The sequence below is a fragment of the Paraburkholderia sp. genome (assembly GCF_047605525.1).
Taxonomy (GTDB): Bacteria; Pseudomonadota; Gammaproteobacteria; order Burkholderiales; family Burkholderiaceae; genus Paraburkholderia.
On sequence record NZ_JASGFN010000002.1, the window covers coordinates 197796 to 217697 of the forward strand.

19 protein-coding genes and 1 pseudogene are annotated in these 19902 nt (G+C 64.8%); 8 read left to right on the forward strand and 12 right to left on the reverse strand.

What is annotated here, in order from left to right; translation table 11 throughout:
- Nucleotides 1–9: 9 nt before the first annotated feature.
- The 5 genes from QM685_RS03240 to QM685_RS03260 all read right to left on the reverse strand — a co-directional run bounded on the left by QM685_RS03240 (nt 10) and on the right by QM685_RS03260 (nt 5482).
- Nucleotides 10–1041 carry a 2-aminoethylphosphonate ABC transporter substrate-binding protein gene (locus QM685_RS03240; protein WP_415112667.1) on the reverse strand — a complete coding sequence of 344 codons (1032 nt, stop codon included), beginning with the start codon at nt 1039–1041 and terminating at the stop codon, nt 10–12.
- 61 nt (nt 1042–1102) lie between these two features.
- Nucleotides 1103–2551: a phosphonoacetaldehyde dehydrogenase gene (gene phnY / locus QM685_RS03245; protein WP_415112669.1), complete on the reverse strand. Its 1449-nt coding sequence runs from the start codon at nt 2549–2551 to the stop codon at nt 1103–1105.
- Nucleotides 2552–2627: 76 nt separating this feature from the next.
- Nucleotides 2628–3899, reverse strand: a complete 1272-nt coding sequence (phnA, locus tag QM685_RS03250; RefSeq protein WP_415112671.1) for a phosphonoacetate hydrolase — start codon at nt 3897–3899, stop codon at nt 2628–2630.
- An 11-nt stretch (nt 3900–3910) separates the two neighbouring features.
- Nucleotides 3911–5068, reverse strand: coding sequence for a 2-aminoethylphosphonate--pyruvate transaminase (locus tag QM685_RS03255; protein ID WP_415112672.1), 1158 nt, complete (start codon nt 5066–5068; stop codon nt 3911–3913).
- A gap of 285 nt (nt 5069–5353) precedes the next feature.
- Nucleotides 5354–5482, reverse strand: a complete 129-nt coding sequence (locus QM685_RS03260) for a hypothetical protein (protein WP_415112674.1) — start codon at nt 5480–5482, stop codon at nt 5354–5356.
- A 112-nt stretch (nt 5483–5594) separates the two neighbouring features.
- On the opposite strand from QM685_RS03260, the gene QM685_RS03265 reads away from it, so the two are divergent.
- The 7 genes and pseudogenes from QM685_RS03265 to QM685_RS03295 all read left to right on the forward strand — a co-directional run bounded on the left by QM685_RS03265 (nt 5595) and on the right by QM685_RS03295 (nt 10386).
- Nucleotides 5595–5930, forward strand: a complete 336-nt coding sequence (locus QM685_RS03265; protein ID WP_415112676.1) for a PepSY domain-containing protein — start codon at nt 5595–5597, stop codon at nt 5928–5930.
- A 56-nt stretch (nt 5931–5986) separates the two neighbouring features.
- A complete protein-coding gene (locus QM685_RS03270; protein ID WP_415112678.1) occupies nt 5987–6583 on the forward strand; it encodes an undecaprenyl-diphosphatase in 597 nt (198 codons plus the stop codon).
- Between the two features lie 69 nt (nt 6584–6652).
- Nucleotides 6653–7423 carry a hypothetical protein gene (locus tag QM685_RS03275; protein WP_415112680.1) on the forward strand — a complete coding sequence of 257 codons (771 nt, stop codon included), beginning with the start codon at nt 6653–6655 and terminating at the stop codon, nt 7421–7423.
- Nucleotides 7424–7514: 91 nt separating this feature from the next.
- Entirely contained in the window at nt 7515–7967 is a 453-nt protein-coding gene (locus tag QM685_RS03280; RefSeq protein WP_415112682.1) for a hypothetical protein, read from the forward strand.
- A 16-nt stretch (nt 7968–7983) separates the two neighbouring features.
- A pseudogene (locus tag QM685_RS03285) lies at nt 7984–8346 on the forward strand (hypothetical protein); the annotation flags it as partial.
- Nucleotides 8347–8374: 28 nt separating this feature from the next.
- Entirely contained in the window at nt 8375–9040 is a 666-nt protein-coding gene (locus QM685_RS03290; RefSeq protein ID WP_415112684.1) for a response regulator transcription factor, read from the forward strand.
- Complete coding sequence (locus QM685_RS03295) at nt 9016–10386, forward strand: ATP-binding protein (protein WP_415112685.1); 1371 nt, start codon at nt 9016–9018, stop codon at nt 10384–10386. Before QM685_RS03290 ends, QM685_RS03295 begins: the two co-directional genes overlap by 25 nt.
- Before the next feature lie 52 nt (nt 10387–10438).
- Here the strand turns inward: QM685_RS03295 and QM685_RS03300 are convergent, their stop codons facing one another.
- Together QM685_RS03300 and QM685_RS03305 are read right to left on the reverse strand one after the other, a co-directional pair.
- Nucleotides 10439–11260, reverse strand: a complete 822-nt coding sequence (locus QM685_RS03300; RefSeq protein WP_415112687.1) for a DeoR/GlpR family DNA-binding transcription regulator — start codon at nt 11258–11260, stop codon at nt 10439–10441.
- The gene (locus QM685_RS03305) at nt 11250–12263 is read right to left on the reverse strand and encodes a DeoR/GlpR family DNA-binding transcription regulator (RefSeq protein ID WP_415112689.1); all 1014 of its coding nucleotides are present in this window, start codon (nt 12261–12263) and stop codon (nt 11250–11252) included. Before QM685_RS03305 ends, QM685_RS03300 begins: the two co-directional genes overlap by 11 nt.
- A gap of 323 nt (nt 12264–12586) precedes the next feature.
- Between QM685_RS03305 and QM685_RS03310 the strand changes: the two genes are divergently transcribed.
- Nucleotides 12587–15067 (forward strand): GcvT family protein, encoded by a 2481-nt coding sequence (locus QM685_RS03310; RefSeq protein WP_415112691.1) that lies wholly within the window; start codon nt 12587–12589, stop codon nt 15065–15067.
- A 59-nt stretch (nt 15068–15126) separates the two neighbouring features.
- Here the strand turns inward: QM685_RS03310 and ald are convergent, their stop codons facing one another.
- The 5 genes from ald to QM685_RS03335 form a co-directional block, all read right to left on the reverse strand.
- Complete coding sequence (ald, locus tag QM685_RS03315) at nt 15127–16245, reverse strand: alanine dehydrogenase (RefSeq protein ID WP_415112693.1); 1119 nt, start codon at nt 16243–16245, stop codon at nt 15127–15129.
- Between the two features lie 288 nt (nt 16246–16533).
- On the reverse strand, nt 16534–17109 hold the full coding sequence (gene gfa, locus QM685_RS03320; RefSeq protein ID WP_415112695.1) for an S-(hydroxymethyl)glutathione synthase: 576 nt from the start codon (nt 17107–17109) through the stop codon (nt 16534–16536).
- Between the two features lie 34 nt (nt 17110–17143).
- On the reverse strand, nt 17144–18253 hold the full coding sequence (locus QM685_RS03325) for an S-(hydroxymethyl)glutathione dehydrogenase/class III alcohol dehydrogenase (protein ID WP_415112697.1): 1110 nt from the start codon (nt 18251–18253) through the stop codon (nt 17144–17146).
- Nucleotides 18254–18313: 60 nt separating this feature from the next.
- Nucleotides 18314–18589, reverse strand: coding sequence for a formaldehyde-responsive transcriptional repressor FrmR (frmR, locus tag QM685_RS03330; protein ID WP_415112699.1), 276 nt, complete (start codon nt 18587–18589; stop codon nt 18314–18316).
- 92 nt (nt 18590–18681) lie between these two features.
- The gene (locus QM685_RS03335; RefSeq protein ID WP_415112701.1) at nt 18682–19857 is read right to left on the reverse strand and encodes an alpha-hydroxy acid oxidase; all 1176 of its coding nucleotides are present in this window, start codon (nt 19855–19857) and stop codon (nt 18682–18684) included.
- Nucleotides 19858–19902: the final 45 nt, after the last annotated feature.

Below are 19902 nucleotides of genomic sequence, written 5' to 3' on the forward strand. Positions count from 1 at the left end.
GTGACTCGGTTAGTCGGTGGAAATCGCCTGGTTGTAAGCCGCCACGTCGGGTTGCAGCTCGTGCAGGACCTGGTTCCAGTCGGGTTGCCAGATGTCGACACCCTGCAGCAACTTGTTCAACGCCTGGAAATTGCTGTCGTCAGGATGCACGTCCGTGCGCACCGGAAAGCCGTACGCGACCTTGCTGACTTCCTGCTGGGCCGGCGCGCTCAACAGGAAGTCGATCAGCTTCCTGCCGGCGGCGGGATGCGGCGCGCCCGCCACGAGGCCCACGTAATAAGGCAACGCAAAGGTCGTGCGGCGGCCATCGGGACCGGCCGGGAAGAACATCGCGACATTGGGGTTGTCGCGCATCTGCGCGAGGTTCATCTGCATATCGCCGTTGGCCACGAACAGCTCGCCCTTGTTGACGAGCGCCGTGAGCTTGCCGGTCGACGCCGAAGGCCCGAGGTTGTTGGCCTGCAGCTTGCGCAGATAGGCAAAGCCGGCCGGCTTGCCACCGAACGCGTGGAAGGTCTGCAACATCAGCGCGGTGCCGTCGCCGGCCTGACCCGGAGTCGAGTACTGGATCTTCTGCTTGAACTGCGGCGCGAGCAGGTCGGCATAGGTTTTGGGCGGCGTCTTCAGCACCGCCGAGTTGTAGATGAAGCTCGGGTAGTTGCCGACCATCGCGTAATAGAGGCCCTTCGGGTCCTTGTCGCGCGCGTCGATCTTGTCGGCCGCCGCCGTCGTGTAGGGTTGCAGCAGGCCGTCGGCCGCGGCTTTCTGCATGAAGGGCGGCAATGTCACCAGCACGTCCGCCTGGGTGTTCGACTTCTCCTTGCTCAGCCGGTCGACCACGCCGCTGGAGCCGGCCTCGATGTACTGCACCTTGATGCCGGTCGCTTTCGTGAAGGCTTCGAACTGGTTGCCGAACCAGCTCGGCGAACCGTCGTGCAGGCCATCCGCGGCATAGATGGTCACGACATCGGACTGTGCATAGAGCGGGGCCGCCGGCAGCGCGAGCGCACAGACCGCCAGGGCCATCAGATGAGTTTTCATATCCATCCTTCCTTGCGTTGGGTTCGGATGCAGTTAGCACTTCATGTGGCCGCGCGGCCGCTCACTCCCAGGGCATCGACCAGGTCCGTACATTGGTAAAGCTCTTCATTGCCTCGACCATGCCCTCCTTGTATCCGTTGCCTGAATCCTTGATGCCCCCGAACGGCGACATCTCCGTGCGATAGCCGGGCACTTCCCAGACGTTCACGGTGCCGACCTCCAGTTCCTTGACGAAGCGCGTGATGTAGTCGAGCCGGTTCGTGCAGACGCCCGACGAAAGACCATAGGCGGTCGAGTTCGAAATGCGGATGACTTCGTCGAGCGCATCCGGCACGCGGATGATCGGAATCACCGGCCCGAAGGTCTCCTCGCGCACGAGTTCGCAGTCGTACGGCACGTGGTCGACCACGGTCGGATGGAACAGCGCGCCCTGTCGCGGCGCGCCGTAGAGCACGCGCGCACCGTGCGCTTGCGCGTCGGCCACGCGGCGCTCGAACAGCTGCGCGGCCGCCTCGTTGATGACGGTGCCCACGTCGACGGACGGATCCATCGGGTCGCCGCATTTGAGCTTTTTCGCATGCACGAGCACCCGTTCGACGAAGGCATCGGCCACGCTTTGCACCACCAGAATCCGCTTGACCGCCGTGCAGCGCTGCCCCGAATTTTTCGTCGCGCCGGTCACCGCGAGCTGCGCGGCCTTGTCGAGATCGGCGTCCTCCATCACGATCAGCGGATCGTTGCCGCCGAGCTCCAGCACCGTGCGGCGATAGCCCGCGGTTTGCGCGATGTACTTGCCGACCCGCACGGAGCCCGTGAAGGTGATCAGATCGGCGTGTGGATCGGTGATCATCGCGTCGCCCATCGTGCGCGGATTGCCGGTGACGACGCTCAGCATCTCCGGCGGCAGACCCGCTTCATAGAGCACGTCGGCGAGCGCGAGCGCGGTGAGCGGCGTGAGCTCGGTGGGTTTGAGCACCACGCGGTTGTTGGTCGCGATCGCGGGCGCAAGTTTGTGGCTCACCATGTTCAGCGGGTGGTTGAACGGCGTGATCGCCGAGATCACGCCGAGCAGCGGCAGCCGCGTCGTGAAAATCTTGCGGTTCTTGCCGTTCGGACTGATATCGCAGGAATAGATCTCGCCGTCGTCCTTGCAGGTGAGCTGCGCCGCGAACGACCACACGTCGTAGGCGCGGCTCGCTTCGTAAAGCCCGTCCTTCCAGCACAGCCCCGACTCCATGGTGATCAGGCGCGCGAAGTCCTCCTTGCGCTCGCTCAGTATCTCCGCCGTGCGCTGCAGGATGCGCTGGCGCTCGAAGCGGGTGAGCCGCGGCCTGAAGGCGTGCGCCTTCGCGAACGCCTCCTGCACGTGCTCGGGACGGCCCGCGGGCACGGTCCCCACGACCTCGTTCGTGTAGGGGTTGAAGACTTCGATCAGATCGTCGGTGCTCACGTGCCGGCCGGCGATGCGCATCGTTTCCTGCCTGATTGCGGGTTTGGTCATCACGTCCATCGAATACCTCGTTCAATGATCCGGTGGGGCCCGCGTGCCGCCGCGCAGGCGGGGCACGTGGGCCGGGTTCGGCGCGCTATGCGGCGGCGCCCTGCAATACGTGGTTCAGCGCGACGTCGAAAATGTCGAAGTTGCGCAGCGCGCGCGCTGCCGGCCAGTCGATTTCGCGGTTGACGATCAGCGGCACGTTTTCTTCCGACAGCCCACCATGCGAACGCAGTGGCTCGGTCAGACCCGACAGGTCGTGACGCGCGGCGCTCGTGCCGAACACCTTGGCGCGCGTGCCGATCACGACCACGTCGCCGATCCGGTCGGGCGGCAGCTCGAAGCGCTCGCAGGCCTCGGCGCTCGTGAGCGCGAGCTGGATGCCTTCGGTCCGGCGCAGCCGCTCGAGCAGCGCCGCGGCTTCCGCCGCGTCGGTCCCTTCGGGCAGATAGATCGTCGCGAAAGAGCCGAGCGCGCCGTGATGCGCGACGTACGGATCGGTGATGGGCAGGATCACGCGCGCGCGGCCTTTGCCGGTCCAGTCGTCGAACAGATCCTGCAGATACAGCACGTCGGGTGTGCCATCCGCGCGATGCTTGCCGTTCATCCCGTGATCGGCGGTGATCGCAAGCACGCAGCCCGCCGCATCGAGCGCGCCGACGTAGCGATCGAACATCGCGTAGAACTCGTTGGCTTTCGGGGAGCCCGGCGCCGCCTTGTGCTGCACGTAGTCCGTCGTCGACAGGTACATCAGGTCGGGCCGGAAGCTGTCGAGCAGTTTCACGCCCGCCGCGAACACGAACTCGGACAGGTCCGCCGAATACACATCCGGCAGTGGCTTGCCGACGTAGGCGAGCACGTCGCCCAGACCGTTCTGCGCGCGCGTCGCCTCGTTGGCTTTTTCAGCCGAAAAGGCGATCGCGCGGCCACTCGTGAAGTCGAGCCCCTTGCCGAGCAGCGTGCGCAGCTTGTCCTTCGCGGTGACCACCGCGACCTTCGCGCCGGCATCGTGGAACGCGGCGAAGATCGTCGGCGCGCGCAGGAAGCGGGCGTCGTTCATCATGACTTCTTCGCCGCTCGCGCGGTCGTAGAAGTAGTTGCCCGCGATGCCGTGCACCCTGGGCGGGCGGCCCGTCACGATCGACAGGTTGTTCGGGTTCGTGAAGCTCGGAATCACGCACTGGGCGATGCGGCTCGTGCCCGTGCGCAGCAGCCTCGCGAGGTTCGGCGCGTGCCCGGCTTTCGCGGCTTCCTCGATATAGGCCGGCTCCGAACCGTCGAGGCAGATGACGACGACCGGCACCGACGGAAACCGATAGTCGCGGCCGTTGACGCTCACCCCGGTGTCTTGCAACGTACTCATCACATCCTCCTTCATGCCGTTCTGGCGACGGACCGGCTCATGCCCATCTCTTCGAGCACTTCGCCGATCGCGGCGAGCGCGCCGCGCATCTCGCGCTCGCCGAGGCGGCCGATGCAGCCGATGCGAAACGAGTCGGCGACGGTCAGTTTGCCCGGATAGATCACATAGCCGCGCGCCTTCAGGCTGTCGTAAAAGCGCTGGAATTCGAAACGCGGGTCCTCGGGCATGTGGAAGGTCACGATGATCGGCGCCTGCAGCGCCTCGGACAGCAGCGGCCTGAAGCCGAGCGCGCGCATCCCTTCGACGAGAATCCGGCAGTTGTTGCGATAGCGCGCGCCGCGTCCCGCCACGCCGCCTTCGGCAGCGAATTCCTCGAGCGCCTGATGGAACGCGACGATCACGTGCGTGGGCGGCGTGAAGCGGTATTGGCTGGTCTTTTCGAGATTGGTCCACTGCTCGTGCAGATCGAGCACGAGCGTGGTCGCGTTGCCCTGCGCGCGGGTCAGCGCGTCGCGGCGGCAGATCACGAAGCCGAGGCCGGGCACGCCTTCGATGCACTTGTTCGACGAAGCGGCGACGGCATCGATATGCATCGCCCGCACGTCGATCGGCAACGCGCCGAACGCGCTCATCGAGTCGACCAGATAGCCCTTGTCGAAGCGGGCGGCAAGTGCGCCGATCTGCGCGATCGGGTTGAGGATGCCCGCGGTGGTCTCGCAGTGGACCGCGAACACATGCGTGATCGAGGGCGTGGCGGCCAGCACCTTCTCGATCTGGGCGAGGTCGGGCGGCGTGTCTTCGGCCGTTTCGTGCACGACGGTCTTGCGGCCGGCGATGTCGAGGATGCGCTTCGCGCGCTTGCCATAGGCGCCGTTGATCAGCACCAGCACCTCGCCGCCGGGCGGCACGAACGTCGTGAGCATGGCCTCGACCGCGAAGGTCCCCGAGCCCTGCATCGGCACCGTGACCCAGTCGGGCGCGCCATTGGCGATGGCGGCGAGGCGCGCGAGCACCGAGCGATTGATTTCGATGAAGTTGGCGTCCCGGGAGCCCCAGTCATGAACCATCGCGGCCTTGACGGTGCGCGACGTAGTGAGCGGGCCCGGCGTCAGCAACAGCGGATCGCCAGTTTCGGAACAAGCCGGCGAGGCATGCGTGGAACCTGTCATCGATGTCTCCTCATGGTTGATTCAGGTACTGAGGCAGTGCTTGAAAAGCACTCTAGGAGCCGCAACAAAAACAGTCAAGACGCCAAAATTTGCCACATTAGCCGTGAGCATGAAGAAACCCGTCTGAAGATGCTGAAGTCCGCGACAGATATGGGAAAGCCGCCACTGCTCGGGACAAACCCGGAGTGGGCGGCGGGCAGGGGAGGGGTGAGTTAACGGGTATTGAACAGGCGGTATCGAACGCGTGAGCGATGCGGGCGTCGCGTCACCGCCGACGGGTGGCGCTCAGAAAATCCGCATCAACGCGAGGCCGGCCAGCGTCAGGGTAGCGGCCGCGGTACGCACGCGGCTGAACGGCTCCTTGAGCACGTACACGGCGATGAAGCCGGCGAACACCGCGTTGGTCTCGCGCACGCCAGGCCGTTCCCCGACATCCCAAAGGGCGATCGCCTGGCTCAGTACGAGCTAAGTCTGCCTGCGTAGCTTCTCCACCGTGCAAATCCCCGCACGCTTCTGGAGAAGCATCATGTACCGCTACACCAAACTTTCTCTGCTGGCCATTGCCATTGCTGCAACCGGCGCGGTCGCCCACGCCGCCTGGGGCGGCATGGAAAACGACGCCCTGGCAATCACCAGGGCCAGGATTCCGCTCACTCAGGCTGTCACCGTTGCCGAGCAGCACGCCAACGGCAAGGCGTCGCGCGCCGAGTACGAAAACTCGAAGCAAGGCTGGGTCTATGACGTGGAGGTCGTCAGCGGGGCCAAGGTCTTCGATGTCCGGGTCGATGCCGACAAGGGCACGGTCATCTCGTCCGCCGAGGACAAGGCGGATCAGGATGACGACCACGACAGGCAGGACTGACACCTCGCCAGCATGGCCGGATCGTCCGCTGTGAGGCGACCCGGCCCGGAGACCTCATGGAATCACTCAACCAGACAATCTTTCTCTGGCTCAACGCGCCGGAGCACCCCGGCGCCTTGGCGCTGACACTGGCCATCTTCCTTGCCGAGCGGCTCATCTGGGCGGTGCCGCTCCTGATCGGCACCGGCTGGTTGCGCGGCAGCGAGACCACCCGCAAGACGATGCTCGTCGCAACTGCAGCGGGATGGCTGGGCCTGCTCATCAACCAGGTCATCGGCCTGACCTGGTTGCATCCCCGGCCTTTCATGATCGGCCTGGGCCACACCCTCATCCCCCATGTTGCCGATTCGTCATTCCCAAGCGATCACCTGACGCTGTGGTGGGCGGTTGCCTTCAGTCTCATGCTGCAACGAGGCTCACGAATCGCAGGCATCGGATTGGCCTTGCTGGGCATCCCCATCGCCTGGGCGCGCATCTATCTGGGAGTTCACTTCCCGTTCGACATGGCTGGGGCTGCCACGGTCGCTGCATTCTCTGCCTGGATGACGTCGCGTGAAGCACGCTGGTATCTGGAGCCGAGCTACCGGCTTGCCTCCGGCATTCACCACCGGATTTTCCGCAGGCTGATCGCACTGGGATGGGTGCGCGAGTGAGCCTATGGCAGGGCTAAGTCAACCTGATCAGACTGCTGGCAAACCTTTTCACTCAGGCAGGAGAACACCATGAACAAATTGCCCACGAGCAGCCCCACGGGCTGGCTCAACAAAGTCCCGGAAGTCGCGCTGTCGTTCTGGATCATCAAGATCATGTCTACCACGGTGGGTGAGACGGGTGCCGATTTTCTGGCGGTCAACGCGGGCCTGGGCCAGGGCGTGACCCGCACGGTCATGGCTGCCTTGCTGGCGGCAGCCCTATTTGCGCAGTTGCGCACCCGCCGCTACACCCCTTGGATTTACTGGCTGACGGTGGTGCTGGTCAGCGTGGTCGGCACCCAGATCACAGACCTGCTGACCGATGGCCTGGGCGTCAGCCTGTACATCAGCACCTCGGCGTTCGCCGTGGCGCTCGCCGCTATCTTCCTTGTCTGGTATCGGGTCGAGCGCACCCTGTCCATCCACGACATCGTGACGCGCAGCCGGGAGTTGTTCTATTGGGCCGCCATCCTCTGCACGTTTGCGCTGGGCACCGCTGCTGGCGACCTGGCGACCGAGGCATTGGGCCTGGGCTTTAGCTGGGGCGCGGTGGCGTTCGGTGCGCTGATAGGCATCACCTATGCCGCCTGGCGCAGGGGCGGCAATGCCGTGTTGACCTTCTGGATCGCCTACATCCTGACCCGTCCCTTCGGGGCCTCACTCGGCGACCTGCTGACGCAGGCCAATACTTACGGCGGCCTTGGCATGGGCGCCATGTGGACCAGTGCCCTGTTCCTCTCGGTGATCGTCATGCTGGTGGCCGCCGCGCAGATCGGCATGAATGGGCGCCGCTCAGCCTAGGAATGGATCGCGGCCAGCGCAAGCCCGTTACTAGCGTGAACAGGCCGTGGCTCGCCGAATAACCCTCTTCCCTCAACACAAGGAGAAAAACATGCCCATGCAGCACTCAATCGCTCGTCCTGTCGCCGCCGTGTCGGTCGCCTTGCTGCTGGCCCTGGCGGCCGGTTGTTCCAGGCCGACCGATCAGAGCAACGCGAGCGCAGCACCGACAACACCGGCCCAGACAGTCTCGGCATCACAGGTCAAAGCCGCCTCCAGACTCGGCGACCTGTCGGCGTTCCGCGGCATCGCCACCGATGTCGTCGCCATCGTTGACAAGGGCGACCTGCCCGCTGCCAGGACCCGCATCAAGGATCTGGAAGTCGCATGGGACACGGCCGAGGCTGGTTTGAAACCAAGGGCCGCCGACGACTGGCATGTGCTCGACAAGGCCATCGACAAGTCGCTTGCGGCGCTGCGCGCCGACGCGCCAAGCCAGGCCGACTGCAAGGCAGCGATGGCTGCCCTGCTGAAAACCTTCGACAGGCTCGAAGGCAAAGCCTGACCCGCGAGCGTGCCCCATGAAAACCTCCACTGAACACGCTCTGGCCAAGGTGCCCGAAGTCACGCTGGGCTTCTGGCTCATCAAGATTGCCGCCACGACGCTCGGCGAAACTGGTGGCGATGCCGTCTCGATGTCCATGAACCTGGGCTACCTGGTCGGCACGGGCATTTTTGCGGCGATCTTCCTTGCCGTCGTGATCGCGCAGATCAAACCATTCCTGTACTGGACCACCGTCATCGCCACGACCACGGTCGGCACGACGCTCGCCGATTTTGCGGATCGTTCGCTCGGGATCGGATACGCTGGCGGTTCGAGCTTGCTGCTGGCCTTGTTGCTGACCGCGATCCTGCTGTTCAGGCAGCGGGCGGCCAGCACGGCACATTGAATAACGATTGAAGGGAGGGGGAATGCGGGTATTGCTGGTCGAAGACGATCCCATGATCGGCGACGCGATCCAGGGCGCCTTGAAGGATGCATCCTACGCCGCCGATTGGGTGAAGGACGGGCAAACCGCCTTCACGACGCTGGGCTGCCAGCACTACGACCTGGTGCTACTCGACCTGGGGCTGCCTGGCAAGGATGGGCTGGAGGTGCTGGCCAGCATCCGCGCCAGGGACAACCCGATTCCCCTGCTCATCATCACAGCGCGCGACGGCCTGGATGACCGTCTACGCGGGCTGGACGGCGGGGCCGACGACTACGTGTCCAAACCCTTTCAGATGGCGGAGCTGCTGGCAAGGATGCGCGCCGTTCTGCGGCGCAAGGGCGGCACGGCCGCGCCTGTGCTCAGCAATGGCGTGGTGTCGCTCGATCCAGCCACGAAGGAGGCCAGTGTCAATGGCGGTTCCCCACTGCAACTGTCCAACCGTGAGTTCTCGCTGCTGCACGCCTTGCTGGTGCGGCCTGGGGCCATTCTCTCGCGTGGCGAGCTGGAGGATCGCATCTACGGTTGGGGGGAAGAGGTCGAAAGCAATGCCGTCGAATATCTGATCCATGCACTGCGGCGCAAGCTGGGCAGCAAGGTCATCAGGAACGTCAGGGGAGTCGGATGGATGGTCTCAAAAGGCGCTTGAACGAGTCGGTTCAGCTCAAGTTGTCCTTTACCCTGTCGCTGGCCATCCTCGTGGTGGCCATCGTGGCAGGCATCTTCTCGTTCCTGTCCGCCTTCGATGAGGCCCACGAGCTACAGGACGACGTACTGCGCCAGGTGGCGGAGCTCATGGATCGTCAGCGCCTGTCGCCTGCCCCGCCGGCCACCAGTACCCGGCTCAAGGATGCCGATGAAGAATCGCGTGTGATCGTCCAACGTTTGGGTGAAGCCAATCCGTCCGCGGCAAGCGTGGATGCAGGCGGCACGCTTTCCCTGCCGACGACGCTGGCCGATGGGCTGCATACGCTGGAGGTCGGCGGCGAGACGTTCCGCGTGCTGGTCAAGACCACCACTTCCGGGGAACGCATCGCCGTGGCACAGGAATCCGGCTTTCGCAATAAGATCGCTCGCGACGGGGCGCTGCGCACCGTGATGCCCTTCCTGATTCTCGTGCCGGTTCTGCTGCTGGTCGTCGCCGACCTGGTGCGCAAGATGTTCCGGCCCATTGCCGCGCTCTCCAGGGAAATCGACCAGCGCGCCGAGCAGGAACTGCACCCCGTCGAAGACCGGCACCTTCCGGTCGAGGTGCGCCCCTTCGCCGTGGCGATCAATCGCCTGCTCGCCCGTGTCAGCCAGTCGATGGAATCTCAGCGCCGCTTTGTGGCGGATGCGGCACACGAGCTGCGCTCACCGCTCACCGCTCTTTCGCTGCAAGCGGAGCGACTGGCAGACGCGGAAATGTCCGGCCTGGCACGCGAACGGCTGGCGGTGCTGCGCCAGGGCATCGAGCGCGGCCGGAGCCTGCTGGATCAACTTCTGACCTTGGCCAGGGCGCAGTCAGCCACCGACGAACCACAGTCGCCGGTATCCGTCCAGAGCATCTATCGTCGCGTGCTGGAAGACCTCATGCCGCTGGCCGAGACCAAACACATCGACATCGGGGTCGAGGGCACACAAGACGCCTATGTGTGGGCAAGCGAGCTGGACATGATCGCCGTGGTCAAGAACCTTGTCGATAACGCCATTCGCTACACACCAGACGGAGGGCGTGTCGATCTTCTGGTGGATGTGTCGGGCGGGAACGCCGAGCTGCGCATCCAGGACAACGGGCCAGGCATCCCGTTGGCCGAACGGGACCGCGTTTTCGATCCCTTCTACCGCACGCTTGGCAGCGAGCAGCTCGGCTCGGGCCTCGGGCTGTCCATCGTCCAGACGATTGCCAATCGCATCGGCGCTGAAATCCGCCTCGACTTCTCAGACCAGGCGAAGCAAACCGGCTTGAGTGTCACCGTCCGCTTTCCCGCCATCGCGTCGCCTCCAGCAACCTAGTGGCGTCCGGCCAGCCCGCGATCCATCATTTTTTTGTCAGGGGAACATGCCCCTAGCTCTGGCGACTGGCGACGATGATTTCCCGGCCCTGGTCGGCGCATGCGCGGACGATGCCCGCGGGCGGCTCCGCGTCGACGATCAGTCCGGCGATATGCGCGACGGGCGCGATGCGCACGGGCGTGTCGTGCTCGAACTTGCTGTGGTCCGCGAGCACATACACCTTCTTGCCCGCCTTCATCATCAGATGGCGTTGCTCGGCCGCGAGCCGCGAATAGTCGGTGAGTTCGCCGTCCGGCGAGATGCCGCCCACGCCGAGAAACACCAGGTCGACGCGGAAATGGCTGAGCGCCGTCATGGTCTCGACGCCGAAAGCGGCCTCATCGTTCGGATCGATGTCGCCGCCCAGCGCGACGACTTTCACGCCGGGCGCGCGGCACAGCATCAGCGCGATCGGCAGGCTGTTCGAGATCACCGTGAGATCGCGGTGATGCTGCAGCGCCGCGGCAAGCGCCAGCGTGGTCGAGCCGGAGTCGATCAGCACGACCATCCCATCCGCGACGAGTCGCGCGGCCGCGGCGCCGATGGCCGCCTTGCCCAGCGCATTCGCGGCCTCGCGGCTTGCCAGCGTCGGCTCGGCGACGGACGGTCGCGCCGCGCCGCCGTGCACGAGATTCGCCCGGCCCTGTTCCGCGAGGGTTTTCAGGTCGCGGCGGATCGTTTCGCGCGATACACAGAGCGTCGCCGACAGGTTCGCGACTCTGACCGAACCGCTCGCCTCGAGCCTCTGCAGGATGTAATCGATGCGATCGATCGCGAGCCGGCGATTCGGATTCAATGAAGTCGGCTCGGGCGAGGCGGACCGGTTATCGAGCATGGTGTGGCACTCCGTGCGCATCGTCGGCGATGGTGCCGCTGGATGGATGGCTGAGCGGGTCGAGGGGACCGCGCATTAAAGAAGAACGATGCGCTGCCTTGCCCGGAGCCTGCGTGCCGAGGTGGTGGCGCGCAAGCTCCGCTGGCGCATCCGGCGGCGCAACCACCGGGATCCGCGCGGCGAGGACGGTGGCCGCGCTGCCCGGATAGCGCACCTCGACGCCGGCGCCGGCGAAGATCTGCTCAAAATGCGCGTCTGGCGGCTCATTGGTGACCAGCATGTCGATCTCGTCGGCGTTCATCGCACACACCAGCGCGCTGTGCCGGAGCTTCGCGTGCACCGCGACGACGACCCGCTGCCGCGCCTGCCCGAACGCGGCACGCGCGAACTCGACATCCCAGGGCTGCGCGTCCATCAGGCGTCCCTCGTCATCGACGGCCGTTACCGAGACGATCGCGTACTTCACATGAAACTGCCGGATGTACGCGAGCACCGATTCGCCGAGCGCGGCGGCATCGTCCGCGCAGAGCTCACCGCCGGCCATGAACACGCGATTGCCGTTGTGCTGCGCGAGCAGGCTGGCGATGGCCGCGGAGTTGGTCACCACCGTGAGCCGCGCGCGCTTGCGCAGTGCCTGGGCGATGTGCATGCAGGTCGTTCCGCTGTCGAGGATCAGCGAATCGCCGTCCTGCACCAGCTCGGCGATCTGCTGGGCGACGATCTGCTTTTCCGCCTGGTGCTCATGCATGCGCCGCCGGAATGGCGACTCTTCGAGGTGACTCGGCAGCATCACGCCGCCGTGCACCTTGACGAGCAGTCCTTCCTCGATCAGCGGTTTGACGGTGCGTCGGATCGTCTCGTCGGACACGGCCAGCGCCTGAGCGAGCTGGGTAATCGACGTGGTGCGCTGAGACTGGACGATCCGCAGAATTTCGGCGCGGCGTAGCAACGGATACATGGCGAGCAGGGTGATCGGAACAAAAAAGCGGCGCAGACACGGCATGCGACGGCGTGTCCATTTTCAGATGTCACAAAGCCACAAAATAACACACATTTCCACGAAATTTCTAAATTTATGTGGGCGAAGCGGCGCGCGAGTGGCGCTGTTGCCGCGATCCGACGGTGACATCGTTCAACACTACGCACTTACGCAACGCCGCCGAACCACGTCATTGCTGCGTCTACACGAAGTCCAGACCGTGCTGGTCGCCCACGCCGTTTTCATCGCCATCTACGTTTAATGTTGTTTTTTGCGTTATTTCGTTGCATTCTGTGTCAACATTGATTTCCACAGATTGCCACACTTATTCACAGCGAGGTTGCCCCATGTCCACGGAAATCCCCGGCCAAACCCGGGTCGTCATCATCGGCGGCGGCATTGTCGGTTGTTCGGTTGCCTGGCACCTGACGAAGCTCGGCTGGACCGACATCGTCCTGCTCGAGCAGGGACAACTGTCGTGCGGCACCACCTGGCACGCGGCCGGTCTCGTCGGGCAGTTGCGGGCGCAGGAAAGCATGACGAAGCTGATTCGCTACTCCACGAAGCTCTACGCGGAACTCGAGGCCGAAACGGGGCTGGCCACGGGCTGGAAGCAGTGCGGCTCACTATCGGTCGCGCGCACCGCCGAGCGGATGATCCAGCTGAAGCGCACGGCGGCGGGCGCGCGCGCCTACGGCGTCGCCTGCGAGGTGATCGGGCCGCGCGAGGCCGGCGAGCTGTGGCCGGTGATGCGCACCGACGATCTGCTCGGCGCGGTCTGGCTGCCGGGCGACGGCAAGGCGAATCCGACCGATCTGACGCAGTCGCTCGCACGCGGAGCACGCCTGCGCGGCGCGCGCATCGTCGAAAACGTTCGCATCACCGCGGTGCAGACCCGCGCGTCACGTCACGGCCGCGAGGCCTGCGGCGTCACGTGGCGCCACAAGGACGGCGCCGAAGGCACGCTGCACGCCGACATCGTCGTCAACTGCGCGGGCCAGTGGGCCAAGGCGGTCGGACGGCTGTGCGGCGTCACGGTGCCGCTGCATTCGGCTGAGCACTACTACATCGTCACCGAGCCGATCCCCGGGGTGCATCGCGACCTGCCGGTGATGCGCGATCCGGACGGCTACATCTATTTCAAGGAGGAAGTCGGCGGGCTCGTGATGGGCGGCTTCGAGCCCGACGCGAAGCCGTGGGGCATGGCGGGCATCCCCGAGAACTTCGAGTTCCAGCTTCTGCCGGATGATTGGGACCAGTTCGAGATCCTGATGGAAAACGCGCTCGTGCGCGTGCCGGCGCTCGAGACCGCGCAAGTCAGGCAGTTCTACAACGGGCCCGAATCGTTTACGCCCGACAACAACTTCATTCTTGGCGAGGCGCCGGAGCTGCGCCGCTTTTTCGTGGGCGCCGGGTTCAATTCGATGGGGATCGCGTCGGCGGGCGGCGCGGGCATGGCGCTCGCCGAATGGATCGTCGCCGGCGAGCCGACGATGGACCTGTGGCCCGTCGATATCCGCCGCTTCGCGCGCTTCAACGGCAACGACAGGTGGCTGCATGACCGCGTGAAGGAAACGCTCGGCCTGCATTACGCGATGCCGTGGCCGAATCGCGAGCTCGATACCGCGCGGCCGTTCCGGCGCTCGCCTTTATATGCGCAGTTGCGCGACGACGGCGCCTGCTTCGGCAGCAAGATGGGCTGGGAGCGGCCCAACTTCTTCGCGCCGAGCCCCGGCGACGCGCGCATCGACTACGCGTTCGGTCAGCAGAACTGGCTGCCGTGGAGCGGGGCCGAGCATCGCGCCTGCCGCGAAGGAGTCGCGCTGTTCGACATGACCTCGTTTGCGAAACTGCTCGTCAAGGGGCGCGACGCCGAAGCGGTGCTGCAGGGCATCGTCGCGAACGACATCGCGGTGCCGCCCGGCACCACCGTCTACACCGGCGTGCTCAACGAGCGCGGCACCTACGAATCCGATCTCACGCTGACCCGTCTTGCCGACGACCAATACCTGATCGTGACGGGCTCGGCGCAGGCAACGCGCGACCTCGATTACTTCGAGAAGGCGATTGCCCCCGAGCGCCACTGCGTCGTCGTCGACGTCACCGGCCAGTACGCCGTGCTGGCGGTGATGGGCCCGCACGCTCGCGCGCTGCTGCAAAGCGTGTCGAAGGCCGACTGGAGCAACGCGGCTTTCCCCTTCGGCCAGAGCCGCGAAGTCGATATCGGCTACGCGAGCGTGCGCGCGACGCGCGTCACCTACGTGGGCGAGCTGGGCTGGGAACTGTATGTGCCGGTCGAATTCGCGGTGAGTGTCTACGAGACCCTGCACGCGGCCGGCAAGCCATTCGGCCTCGTCAACGCCGGCTATTACGCAATCGAATCGCTGCGGATCGAAAAGGGCTATCGGGCATGGGGCCGCGAACTCTCGCCGGATTGCAATCCGTTCGAGGCAGGGCTTGCGTTCGCCTGCAAGCTCGACAAGGACATCGCGTTCCGCGGTCGTGACGCGCTCCTGCGTCTACGCGACGCACCGCTGCGGCGGCGTCTCGTGGTTCTGACGGCCGACGGCGCCGAACATCTGATGCTGTGGGGCGGGGAGGGCATTTTGCGCGACGGCGAGCCGGTAGGGGCGGTAACGTCCGCTGCGTTTGGACATACGCTGCGATGTCCGGTTGCACTGGGTTTCGTGAGCCGCGCGGACGGTGCCGCCGATGCCGCGTGGCTCAACGAAGGCCGCTACACGATCGACGTGGCGGGCGAACAGGTGAGGGCAACGGTGCATCTGAAGGCGCCGTATGATCCGCGATCCGAACGCGTGAAGGGCTGAAGGTACGTCAAGGCGCGACCGGACGACCGCCCGCGCTCCATCTGCATGCTGTCGTGTCGCTATCCCGCGGCGACGGCCACTGCGTCTTCGCAGGCATAGCCCAGCGCTTCGGCGACCTCGGGACAGGTTACCTTGCCGAACGCCACGTTCAGCCCGCGTCGCAGATGCCCGTCATCGGTGAGCGCCTTGCGCCAGCCTTTATCCGCGATCTGCAGGACAAACGGCAGCGTCGCATTATTGAGCGCATAGGTGGACGTGCGTGGCACGCCGCCAGGCATGTTCGCGACGCAGTAATGCACGACTTCGCCGACCATATAAGTCGGCTCCGCGTGAGTGGTGGGCTTCGCGGTTTCGCAGCATCCGCCCTGATCGATCGCGACGTCGACGATGACGGAGCCGGCACTCATCGCCTCGACCATCCTGCGCGTCACGAGCTTGGGCGCGGCGGCGCCGGGCACGAGCACGCCGCCGATCACGAGGTCGGCATCGAGCACGTGTTGTTCGATATTGTCCTGATTCGAATACACGGTGATCACGCGTGCGCCGAGCAGCCGGTCCATGCGTCGCAACGCATCGACATTGCGGTCGATCACGACGACCTGCGCGCCTGTGCCGACAGCCATCTGCGCGGCATTGGCGCCGACCACGCCGGCGCCGAGAATCACGATCTTCGCGCAGGGCACGCCCGCCACGCCGCCGGGCAGGATGCCCTTGCCGCCGTGCGCGCGTTCCAGACAGAACGCGCCTGCCTGAATCGACATGCGGCCCGCGACTTCGGACATGGGCGCGAGCAGAGGCAGTCCACCCCCTTGCTGCGTGACGGTCTCGTAGGCAATGCAGACCGCGTTGCTGCTGACGAGCTCGGCGCACTGCTCCGGGTCCGGCGCGAGATGCAGATAGGTGAAGAGAATCTGTCCTTCGCGCAGCAGCGCGCGCTCGCGCGCTTGCGGCTCCTTGACCTTGACGATCATGTCGGCGGCGGCAAACACCGCTTCAGCCGTCGGTGCGATCCGCGCGCCTGCTGCGCGGTATGCGTCGTCCGTTGCGCCGATGCCGCTGCCCGCTCCTGTCTCGATGTCCACGCCGTGTCCATGCGCGACGATCTCACGCACGGACGACGGCGTGAGACCGACGCGATACTCGTGGTTCTTGATCTCCTTCGGAACGCCGATGTGCATATTGCCTCCTGTGTGAGACTGCCTGTACGCCGCGAAGTGATCGGATAGTGATCTGATTCGTCGGACGCCCGGCGGAATCGGCGAGCGCTAGCCCGGTATCAGGTCGAGGCGGGGTGGCAGCGCAACGGCATGCGGGCGGCAATCAGGCGTGGCGTAGGGAATAACTGGCTATGAATAGTGCTTTCCACAATCATATCGATGGTGTGGCAGCAGTTGTTAATGTAATTGTGGCCAGTTTTGGTTGAAACGCCTGAAAGCCGCGAGCGTCAACACAGGGTTTGTTACTGCTCAGGCCTCGCGATAAGTGCCCTTCAGTTTGGCCGCCTGCGTGGCCAGAATGTCCATCAGGGTGGGGCTCAGACAATCGTACGGTTCCAGTCCCTTGTCACGCAGCGATTGACGGATTCCGGCCATGTGCGACGGCGGGGTTCCGCTTTCGATGATCGACGACACGAAGGCCGCGAACCCAGGACCATCCCAACCGGCGTCTTCCGACAGTTCGGTGTGAATGAAGTCCAGCCCGTAAAAAGCATGGCCCCTGTTTTCGATGCGGCCATACATGTGCGTGCCGCAGGCGCTGCATGCATGGCGTTGAATCGGTGCCTTTTCATCCACTACCTTCAGTTTTTCGCCGTGCGCGGTGACCGACACCTTGTCGCGCGGCACGACGCCGACCACGGAGAGCAGCGCGCCTGCCGGTTTCCAGCATTTGGTGCAGCCGCACGCGTGATTGAACGCGACCTGCGCGCCGATGCGCACTTCGACCGGATCCTTGCTGCACTGGCAGCGCAATGTGCCGCCGGCGAAATTTTCGGCGCCTTTCTGAATGCCTCGATCAATGGTTGGATGAATAGCGGTAGTCATGATGTGCCTCCTTGGGTGCACAGCCACCGTCGACTCAAAAGTGGACGACGGTCCGGATCGACTTGCCCTCATGCATCAAGTCGAAAGCCTCGTTGATTTCCGGGAGCTCCTTCGTGTGAGTGACGAACGGTGCGAGCCGGATCTTGCCTGACATCGCGTCTTCGACCATGCCCGGCAGTTGAGAGCGGCCCTTGACGCCGCCGAATGCGGTGCCGAGCCAGCGCCGGCCCGTGACGAGCTGGAACGGTCGCGTGGAAATTTCCTGGCCGGCACCCGCCACGCCGATGACGACCGACTGGCCCCAGCCACGATGCGCGCATTCGAGCGCCGCGCGCATCACGTTGACGTTGCCGATGCATTCGAAGCTATGGTCGACGCCCCAGCCCGTCATTTCCACTATCACCTGCTGGATGGGCTTTTCGTGATCCCTGGGATTCACGCAGTCCGTGGCGCCAAAAGCCTTCGCGAGTTCGAACTTGCCCGGATTGGTGTCGATGGCGATGATGCGGCCGGCCCTGGCGAGCGCGGCGCCGTGGATGACCGCGAGACCAATGCCGCCCAGGCCGAACACGGCCACCGAGTCGCCTTCCTGCACTTTCGCGGTGTTCTTCACGGCGCCGAGGCCGGTGGTCACGCCGCAGCCGAGCAGGCAGACCTGCTCGGGATTGGCTTGCGGGTTGATCTTCGCGAGCGAGACTTCGGCCACCACCGTGTATTCGCTGAACGTGGAGCAGCCCATGTAGTGATAGATGGGCTCGCCGTTATAGCTGAAACGCGTGGTGCCGTCGGGCATCACGCCCTTGCCCTGGGTGGCGCGCACGGACACGCACAGGTTGGTCTTGCCGCTCTTGCAGAAAAGGCACTCGCCGCATTCGGCGGTGTAGAGCGGAATCACGTGGTCGCCGGGCTTCACGCTCGTCACGCCTTCGCCCACTTCCACGACGATGCCCGCGCCTTCGTGACCCAGCACGGCGGGAAAGATGCCTTCGGGATCCTCACCCGAGAGCGTGAAGGCGTCGGTGTGACACACACCGGTGTGCGTGATCTTCACCAGCACTTCGCCCTTGCGGGGCGGCTCGACGTCGATCTCGACGATTTCCAGGGGTTTGCCGGGACCGAATGCAACGGCAGCACGAGATTTCATGGGAATCCTCTCAAGGTGAAAGGCGATGCGGCGATGGCGCGGGCGAGCGCCGCATCTGAATTAACGAAGGTAGGAACGCACGAGCGATAGCACGTCGTCGATGGACTGCCGCGGTGGGCCGTCCACCTCGGCGAGGTTCGAAAACTCTTCGCGCAGGTGACTTTCCAGCACGCCCGCCATCAAGCCGTTGATGGCGCCGCGCACGGCGGCGATCTGCTGAAGAATCGGGCCGCACTCGATACCGTCTTCCAATGCGCGCTCGATCGCATCGATCTGGCCGCGCACGCGCCGCACGCGGGCCAGAACGCGCTTCTTTTCCTCGACGGTATGGGGCATGACGGGGTCTCGAAGAATACGGATCGAAGTATTCTCCTATACCCCATCCCAGTATGCTAGAGAATTTGGAAAGAACGGCGTCGACCGCTGCTTCAGCGCGGCATTTCCGCCCGCTCGAAGTCACCGGATTCCGTGTCCCGGCCGACGAACGTCCGCCCCAGATCCTCGATCCTTTCGCACCCCAGCAACTGCATTGCAATCAGCATCTCGCTCATCATGAGCGCCAGGACTTCGCGAACCCCGGCGGCGCCCCGCGAAGCCAGTCCGTACAGCGGCGCGCGCCCCAGCAGAACGCCGCGCGCGCCCAGTGCCACCGCTTTCAACGCATCGCTGCCCCGTCGTACGCCGCCATCGATCAACACCTCGATCCGGCCGTCGACTGCATCGACGACCTGCGGCAGTATTTCGAGCGGCGCAAACGTGCTGCCTAATTGCCGGCCACCGTGATTGGACAACACAATGCCATCGGCGCCGTGACGCATTGCCAACAGCGCGTCATCGACACCCTGAACGCCTTTGACGATCAGCTTGCCGTCCCAGTGTCGTCGCAGCCACGCAAGATCCGGCCATGAAAGCTTCAGATCCATCTGGCGGCTCAGCATCGCGGCGTGGCGCGCCAGGTCATCGCGCTCGCCGACACTTTTCGCGATGTTCTTCAGCGCGGGAGATCCGTAACGCAGCATTTGCCAGCACCAGGACGGATGGCTCAGGCAATCGGCGATCAGTTTCGGCGAGAGCCGCAGCGGCAAGCTGAAGCCGTTGCGCATGTCGTGATCGCGCTTGCCGTGCACGGGCACGTCTACCGTGAGAGCGAGCGTCGAAAAGCCTGCCAGGCGCGCGCGCCGCATCAGGTCTTCCGCAATGCGGCGATCCTGCTGGACATACAACTGGAGCCACAGGTCGGCCTGCGGCGCGGCTGCGCGCACATCCTCCAGCAACGACGTCGACGCGGTCGACATGACGAAGGGTAAGCCCGCCGAACTCGCAGCCTGTGCGAGCAATTCGTCGGCGCGCGGCCAGAACAGGCCGTTCAGGCCAGTGGGTCCGACGATCAACGGCGCGGACGCCGCGCGTCCGAAGAATTGCGTGGCGCTCGAACAGCGGGATACATCGGTCAGCACACGGGGCTTGAAGAGCCAGCGCCGATACGCGTCGCCGTTGCGCTGTAACGCGTCGCCGTCCTCGGCTCCGCCGTCGAGATAATCGAACGCAAGCCGCGGCAAACGGCGACGGGCGGCTTGCCGGTAGTCGGCGACACACGAAAACATGAACACTCCCGGCGCTCACCGCGCTCTGGTTGTACTTCAACTGAC

What these genes read in the sequence shown, in the direction of transcription:
- QM685_RS03240 (WP_415112667.1), bottom strand. Translation starts at nt 1,041, where the DNA reads ATGAAAACTCATCTGATGGCCCTGGCGGTCTGTGCGCTCGCGCTGCCG.
- phnY (WP_415112669.1), bottom strand. Translation starts at nt 2,551, where the DNA reads ATGGACGTGATGACCAAACCCGCAATCAGGCAGGAAACGATGCGCATC.
- phnA (WP_415112671.1), bottom strand. Translation starts at nt 3,899, where the DNA reads ATGAGTACGTTGCAAGACACCGGGGTGAGCGTCAACGGCCGCGACTAT.
- QM685_RS03255 (WP_415112672.1), bottom strand. Translation starts at nt 5,068, where the DNA reads ATGACAGGTTCCACGCATGCCTCGCCGGCTTGTTCCGAAACTGGCGAT.
- QM685_RS03265 (WP_415112676.1), top strand. Translation starts at nt 5,595, where the DNA reads ATGTACCGCTACACCAAACTTTCTCTGCTGGCCATTGCCATTGCTGCA.
- QM685_RS03270 (WP_415112678.1), top strand. Translation starts at nt 5,987, where the DNA reads ATGGAATCACTCAACCAGACAATCTTTCTCTGGCTCAACGCGCCGGAG.
- QM685_RS03275 (WP_415112680.1), top strand. Translation starts at nt 6,653, where the DNA reads ATGAACAAATTGCCCACGAGCAGCCCCACGGGCTGGCTCAACAAAGTC.
- QM685_RS03280 (WP_415112682.1), top strand. Translation starts at nt 7,515, where the DNA reads ATGCCCATGCAGCACTCAATCGCTCGTCCTGTCGCCGCCGTGTCGGTC.
- QM685_RS03290 (WP_415112684.1), top strand. Translation starts at nt 8,375, where the DNA reads ATGCGGGTATTGCTGGTCGAAGACGATCCCATGATCGGCGACGCGATC.
- QM685_RS03295 (WP_415112685.1), top strand. Translation starts at nt 9,016, where the DNA reads ATGGATGGTCTCAAAAGGCGCTTGAACGAGTCGGTTCAGCTCAAGTTG.
- QM685_RS03300 (WP_415112687.1), bottom strand. Translation starts at nt 11,260, where the DNA reads ATGCTCGATAACCGGTCCGCCTCGCCCGAGCCGACTTCATTGAATCCG.
- QM685_RS03305 (WP_415112689.1), bottom strand. Translation starts at nt 12,263, where the DNA reads ATGCCGTGTCTGCGCCGCTTTTTTGTTCCGATCACCCTGCTCGCCATG.
- QM685_RS03310 (WP_415112691.1), top strand. Translation starts at nt 12,587, where the DNA reads ATGTCCACGGAAATCCCCGGCCAAACCCGGGTCGTCATCATCGGCGGC.
- ald (WP_415112693.1), bottom strand. Translation starts at nt 16,245, where the DNA reads ATGCACATCGGCGTTCCGAAGGAGATCAAGAACCACGAGTATCGCGTC.
- gfa (WP_415112695.1), bottom strand. Translation starts at nt 17,109, where the DNA reads ATGACTACCGCTATTCATCCAACCATTGATCGAGGCATTCAGAAAGGC.
- QM685_RS03325 (WP_415112697.1), bottom strand. Translation starts at nt 18,253, where the DNA reads ATGAAATCTCGTGCTGCCGTTGCATTCGGTCCCGGCAAACCCCTGGAA.
- frmR (WP_415112699.1), bottom strand. Translation starts at nt 18,589, where the DNA reads ATGCCCCATACCGTCGAGGAAAAGAAGCGCGTTCTGGCCCGCGTGCGG.
- QM685_RS03335 (WP_415112701.1), bottom strand. Translation starts at nt 19,857, where the DNA reads ATGTTTTCGTGTGTCGCCGACTACCGGCAAGCCGCCCGTCGCCGTTTG.